General features: G+C 71.5%; 6 protein-coding genes. 4 read left to right on the top strand and 2 right to left on the bottom strand.

The genetic code is table 11. The annotated features are described in order from the left end of the window. The first annotated feature begins 85 nt into the window (after positions 1-85). On the top strand, positions 86-1,027 hold the full coding sequence (locus B2P18_RS17805; RefSeq protein WP_286961796.1) for an aldo/keto reductase: 942 nt from the start codon (positions 86-88) through the stop codon (positions 1,025-1,027). Here the strand turns inward: B2P18_RS17805 and B2P18_RS17800 are convergent. Both B2P18_RS17800 and B2P18_RS17795 read right to left on the bottom strand, forming a co-directional pair. Then, positions 996-2,309 (bottom strand): MFS transporter, encoded by a 1,314-nt coding sequence (locus tag B2P18_RS17800; RefSeq protein WP_286958241.1) that lies wholly within the window; start codon positions 2,307-2,309, stop codon positions 996-998. The genes B2P18_RS17805 and B2P18_RS17800 overlap by 32 nt on opposite strands. Positions 2,310-2,445: 136 nt before the next feature. Further along, positions 2,446-3,045 (bottom strand): winged helix-turn-helix domain-containing protein, encoded by a 600-nt coding sequence (locus B2P18_RS17795; protein WP_286961795.1) that lies wholly within the window; start codon positions 3,043-3,045, stop codon positions 2,446-2,448. Positions 3,046-3,292: 247 nt separating this feature from the next. Between B2P18_RS17795 and rplM the strand changes: the two genes are divergently transcribed. The 3 genes from rplM to glmM all read left to right on the top strand — a co-directional run bounded on the left by rplM (position 3,293) and on the right by glmM (position 5,825). Continuing rightward, positions 3,293-3,736 (top strand): 50S ribosomal protein L13, encoded by a 444-nt coding sequence (gene rplM, locus B2P18_RS17790; protein ID WP_019286318.1) that lies wholly within the window; start codon positions 3,293-3,295, stop codon positions 3,734-3,736. Positions 3,737-3,778: 42 nt separating this feature from the next. Beyond that, entirely contained in the window at positions 3,779-4,282 is a 504-nt protein-coding gene (gene rpsI, locus B2P18_RS17785) for a 30S ribosomal protein S9 (protein ID WP_286961793.1), read from the top strand. 184 nt (positions 4,283-4,466) lie between these two features. Beyond that, positions 4,467-5,825 carry a phosphoglucosamine mutase gene (gene glmM / locus B2P18_RS17780; RefSeq protein WP_019286316.1) on the top strand — a complete coding sequence of 453 codons (1,359 nt, stop codon included), beginning with the start codon at positions 4,467-4,469 and terminating at the stop codon, positions 5,823-5,825. The last annotated feature ends 112 nt before the right edge of the window (positions 5,826-5,937 follow it).

The raw sequence follows: 5,937 nt of genomic DNA, 5'->3' as shown, positions 1-5,937 counted from the left end.
CGCGCGTGGTCGGTCCACCGCTCCGGGTCGGGCCCGCGGTCCGGCAGCCCGTGCACCGGGCTGCCAGACCGGCGAGACTGAGCTCATGAACGAGCTGGTCTACGGATGCATGGGTCTGGGTGGCGACTGGGACGGCGAGGAGGTCACCCCCGAGGCGGTCGACGCGGCGGAGCGGGCCGTGCTGGCCGCGCTGGACGCGGGTATGACGACCTTCGACCACGCCGACATCTATCGGCGCGGCAAGGCCGAGCGGGCGTTCGGGCTGGTGCTGCGCCGACACCCCGGGCTGCGGGATCGGATCCGCCTGCAGACCAAGGTGGGGATCACGTTGCCGTCGGACGAAGTGGTCGGGCACTACGACCTGTCCGCCCAGGCCATCCGCACCCGGACCCTCGCGTGCCTCGAGCGACTGGGCGTGGACCACGTCGACACCCTGCTGCTCCACCGGCCGGACCCGCTGATGGTGCCGCAGGAGGCAGCCGACGCGTTGCACGGGCTCGTCGCCGACGGCCTGGTGGGCGCCGTCGGCGTCTCCAACTTCTCGGCGGCCCAGATGCGCTCCCTGCAGCGGCACCTGGACCTGCCCATCGCCGTCAACCAGCTCGAGCTGTCCCTGCACCACCGGGGATTCGTGGAGGAGGGGATCTGCGTCAACACGGGGTCGTCCACCTCAGCGCCCTTCCCCGAGGGCACGCTCGAGCACTGCCAGGAGCACGGCGTGCAGGTCCAGGCGTGGGGGAGCCTGGCGCAGGGCCGCTACTCGGGTCGTCTGCCCGAGGACTCCGACGGCGGCGACCGGCGCACCGCCCGGCTCGTGCAGAGGCTGGCGGACGAGCTCCAGGCAACCCGGGAGGAGATCGTGCTCGGCTGGCTCATGAAGCACCCCGCCCGCATCGCGCCCGTGGTGGGCAGCACCGACCCGGGCCGCATCGCCGCCTGCGCGGGCGCCCGACGCGTGGCCGAGGAGCTGAGCCGGCAGCAGTGGTACGCCCTGCTCACCTCTGCGCGCGGGGTGGCCGTGCCCTGACGGGGTGGGTCCGTCGTCCCTCCTTCCTCGCCGCAGGGAGGTAGCCGAGCAGGCCGAGGACCGAGACGAGGCCACCGACGACCATGGCGGTCGCGATGCTCGTCCGGCCGGCCACGAGGCCCAGCACCGGTGACCAGGCAGCGGCCGCCGCGAAGAAGACCAGGGAGTTCAGCGACAGCACAGTCGCGCGGTTGGCGGAGGTGGCCTCGCGGTGCAGCAGCGCGTTGTGGGCGACGCCCGCGGCGCCGTGCAGGCCGTAGGTGAACAGGTAGGCCGCGACCAGGGCGACGGGTCCAGCGGCCAGCCCCATCACGAGCGCACCCAGACCGTTGAGCACCCGGGCGAGGATGGCCGTGCGCGCCACCCCTATGCGTCGGTGGAGCCGCCCGGCCAGGGACGAGCCCACGGCGAACACCGCCCAACCGGCCGCCGACACCGGTCCGATCCATCGACCCGCCGCGGCCGCCCCACCCAGCTGCTCGGACAGGCGCAGGCTGAGGAGCGTCTCGAAGACGACCAGCGCTGCGCACCAACCAATCTCGACGGCGACGATCCCGGCCAGCACCCGGTTGTGGACGACGAGCCGGACGCTGTCCGCGATCACGGCTGGGGTCTCGCGCAGCGAGGCGGCGACCTGACGCAGCGCCGCACGGTGAGGGGAGGGTGGATGGACCGAACCGACCATGCCCGCGACGCCTCGTGGCCGCTCGCGGAGCAGCGCCGCCGTCGCCACGAGGTGCGCCACGCAGAGGACGGCATAGAGGACCAGCGGGAGGAGCAGGGCGCTGTGGTCACGCCAGGGGTGCCAGGCCACCAGGGCGCCCGACAGGACAGAACCGCCGGCGATGGTGATCCCGAGGATGGTGCCCTGCGCGCCGAGGTCACCGGCCACCTCGGCGTCGGGGTCGGTCTCGTGGACGGCATCGACGTACCACGCCTCGAGCGGGCCGGAGTCGAGCGCGCGATAGACCCCCATCAGGGCGGCGGCCACCGCGAAGGCCCAGAAGCTGTCCGCCAGCAGGTAGGCGACGGCCGCGATGACGTTGACGACCCCGGCGACGAGCAGGAGGGGCCGGCGGCCAAGCGCATCTGCGAGGCCGGACGAGGGCAGCTCGAGCAGGATGACGGCGACGCCCTGGAAGGAGACGTAGGAGAGCGTCTCGGCGACGGTCAGGCCGCGCTCCCGGGCTACGAGCGCGAACAGGCCCACGACGAGCCCCGCCGGCGCCCACCGGGTCGCGCTGAGGGTCAGGAAGACGGTGCGGGGGGAGAGGGTGGGCATGACGGCTCCTACGCCGATTGGTCAGTTCTCGACGGGTGGGGTGTCGGGAAGTGACCGGTCGGCGGTGGTGGGGTGTCGGGACGTGAGCGGTCGGCGGTGGTGGGGTGTCGGGACGTGACCGGTCGGCGGGTGGGGGTCAGCGGCGACGAGGGGTCTTGTCGAGGTCGATCGGGTAGGCGACGTAGTAGAAGGAGACCCGCTTGGCCTCGGGGTTGCCCTGCCCGGCCGTGCGGTAGGAGTCGGCCAGCTCTGAGACCTTGTCCCGCAGCTCGGCCAGCTGGGCGTCGGTGACGACGAGCATGGTGTCGTTCATGGAGGCGGCGTCCTGCCAGGAGGCGGGCCAGCGGTGGCGGGCGTCCAGCCACGCCCCGAACTTGTCGTGGAAGTGCTGCAGCCAGTCACGCTCCAGCCACCCGAGCGCCGTGTCGGCGTCCTCGTCGTCGAGGAACTCGCTGGGGTTGACCATGGTCAGGTCGGCGGACGCGGCCCAGAGACGGCGTCGGCCCTGCCGGTCGCCCACCTCGGTCACGAGACCGACCTCCTCGAGCTTGCGGAGGTGGTATGACGTCGCGCCGCTGTTGGTGCCCATCACCTTGGCGAGCGCCGTTGCGGTCGAAGGGCCCTCGCGTCGCAGTGCCCCCACCAGCCGCGATCGCAGCGGGTGCGCGAGGACCTTGACTGCCGTGGCGGTGAGCCGGACCGATGACAGCGGGGGAGGGGGCGGCGGGATCGTCATACGTGCACAATAGCTTTGCACAGTCTGTTTGCACAATAGTTTTGCACAAACACCGTTGACCACTGTCCTCCCAGGTCAGGGGCCGTACGACGGGTGCCGCGCCACCGTTTGGGGTCGCACCGGGCAGCCGGTAGACTTGAGGACTGTTGTGCCGTGTGCCCTCTGCGGGCATGCACCCCAGCGCAGGTGGCCGGGAGCTCACGGCATACCGCCGATAGACACTCATCGAACGTAAGGCAGAAACACCGTGCGTACGTACACCCCGAAGCCGGGCGAGGTCACTCGCACCTGGCACGTGATCGACGCGACCGACGTCGTGCTCGGCCGTCTGGCCGTCCAGGCCGCCACGCTCCTGCGTGGCAAGCACAAGGCGACCTTCGCCCCCCACGTGGACATGGGCGACTTCGTCATCATCATCAACGCCGAGAAGGTCGCCCTCACCGGCGCCAAGCTCGAGAAGAAGCGGGCCTACCGCCACTCCGGCTACCCGGGTGGTCTGAAGAGCCAGAGCTACGCCGAGCTGCTCGACAAGGACCCCACCCGGGCCGTCGAGAAGGCCATCCGCGGCATGCTGCCGAAGAACTCGCTGGCCCGCCAGCAGCTGACCAAGCTCAAGGTCTACACCGGCGACAAGCACCCGCACCAGGCCCAGCAGCCTGTCCCCTTCGAGATCACCCAGGTCGCGCAGTAATCCGCCTCGCGCGACGCTGCCGTAGAGATTTAAGGAAACAACGTGGCTGACACCAGCATCGACGTCGAGAACGTTCTCGACACCGACGAGCCCGAGCTCACCGAGTACACCAGCGAGTCCTCGACCGCGGTCGAGCCCGCCCGCAAGCCCTCCGCCTCCGCCCCCGGCGCGGCGACCGGTCGTCGCAAGCAGGCCATCGCCCGCGTGCGCATCGTCCCCGGCACCGGCGAGTGGAGGATCAACGGCCGCACCCTGGAGGAGTACTTCCCCAACAAGGTGCACCAGCAGATCGTCAACGAGCCCCTCAAGGTGCTCGAGCTCGACGGCGCCTACGACGTGCTCGTGCGCGTCCACGGCGGTGGCCCCTCCGGCCAGGCCGGCGCGGTCCGCCTCGGCGTGGCCCGCTCGCTCAACGGTGTCGACGAGGAGCTGAACCGTCCGACCCTCAAGAAGGCCGGCTTCCTCACCCGCGACGCCCGCGTGCCCGAGCGCAAGAAGGCCGGTCTCAAGAAGGCCCGCAAGGCTCCGCAGTACTCCAAGCGCTGATCTGATTCCGCGCCGCACCGGCCCTGCGCCATCGAACGGCGGTCGTCCCTCTCGGGGCGGCCGCCGTTCGGCGTGCCGGGGGCGATGCGGACGCCGTCGACCCCTCGCGTAGTACGGTCGAGGGCAGACCACTCTCAGCTGACCCGGGCCCGCCCTCGCGCGGCCCGACGACGAAAGGCCTCCTGTGGCTCGACTTTTCGGCACGGACGGCGTCCGCGGCCTCGCCAACCGGGACATCACCGCGGACCTGGCCCTGCACCTGTCGGTGGCGGCCGCGAGGACGCTCGGCGACAAGGGTGCCTTCGGTGGCCAGCGGTCCGTGGCGGTCGTCGGCCGCGACCCCCGCGCCTCGGGCGAGTTCCTGGGTGCGGCGGTCTGCGCGGGCCTCGCGTCGGCGGGCGTCGACGTCCTCGACGCGGGCGTGCTGCCCACCCCGGCCATCGCCTATCTCACGGCCCGCATGAACGCCTCGATCGGCGCCGTGCTGTCGGCCTCGCACAACGCGATGCCCGACAACGGCATCAAGTTCCTCGCCAAGGGCGGGCACAAGCTCTCGGACGCGCAGGAGGACGAGATCCTCGAGCGCCTGGACGCCGAGCAGCAGTCCGCGGGTGAGCGTCCGACCGGTGCCGCGGTCGGACGCATCCGGCCGTTCCCGCAGGGCGCCGACTTCTACATGGAGCACCTGCTCGAGGCGGTCCCGACCCGTCTGGACGGCCTGCACCTCGTGGTCGACGCGGCGCACGGCGCGGCCAGCCAGGTCGGTCCCGAGGTGTTCGAGCGGGCCGGTGCCACGGTCGACGTGATCGGCGCTTCCCCGGACGGCCTCAACATCAACGACGGCTACGGCTCCACCCACCTCGACCGCCTGTCCGAGGCGGTCGTCGCTCGCGGCGCCGACCTCGGCTTCGCCTGGGACGGCGACGCTGACCGGTGCCTCGCGGTCGACGCGCAGGGCACGGTCGTCGACGGCGACCAGATCATGTCGATCCTTGCGCTGGCCCTCAAGGAGCAGGGACGACTGGCGGGCGACACCCTCGTCGTGACGGTCATGAGCAACCTCGGCCTGCTGCAGGCGATGGAGCGCCAGGGCGTGGCCATCCGCCAGACCGGCGTCGGCGACCGCTACGTCCTGGAGGACATGCGGGCCAACGGCCTGTCGCTCGGTGGCGAGCAGTCGGGTCACGTGATCATGCTCGACCACGGCACCACGGGTGACGGGGTCCTGACCGCCCTCATGCTGGCGGCGCGGGTCGTCGAGTCGGGGCGCTCGCTGGCCGAGCTCGCCTCCGTCATGACCCGCCTGCCGCAGACCCTCGTCAACGTCAAGGGCGTCGACAAGGACGCCGTGGACCGCAACGACGCCGTCAAGATCGCCGTCGCCGAGGTCGAGAACGAGCTGCAGGGCTCGGGCCGGGTGCTGCTGCGCAAGTCGGGGACCGAGCCCCTCGTGCGCGTGATGGTGGAGGCGCAGACCGAGGAGCACGCCAGGCAGGCCGCGGAGCGCCTCGCCAAGGTCGTCAAGGACAACCTCTCGCTGTGACCGGGCCTGAGCGGCCCCGCCCGGCCATGGCTGTGTCGATGGCCCCCGCCGGCAGGATCCGCCTGGGTTCGACACATCGGCCTGCGGTGCCCGGAAGTTGTCAACCTGTCTT

This window comes from Arsenicicoccus sp. UBA2120, assembly GCF_002330965.1.
In the GTDB taxonomy this organism is placed as follows: Bacteria; Actinomycetota; Actinomycetes; order Actinomycetales; family Dermatophilaceae; genus Arsenicicoccus; species Arsenicicoccus bolidensis.
Note: the sequence above shows the minus strand (reverse complement) of the source record. Positions and strands in the feature narration are given on the sequence as shown.

Bases quoted from the DNA above. Each gene is read 5' to 3' on its own strand.
- B2P18_RS17805 (WP_286961796.1), top strand. From the start codon at position 86: ATGAACGAGCTGGTCTACGGATGCATGGGTCTGGGTGGCGACTGGGAC.
- B2P18_RS17800 (WP_286958241.1), bottom strand. From the start codon at position 2,309: ATGCCCACCCTCTCCCCCCGCACCGTCTTCCTGACCCTCAGCGCGACC.
- B2P18_RS17795 (WP_286961795.1), bottom strand. From the start codon at position 3,045: ATGACGATCCCGCCGCCCCCTCCCCCGCTGTCATCGGTCCGGCTCACC.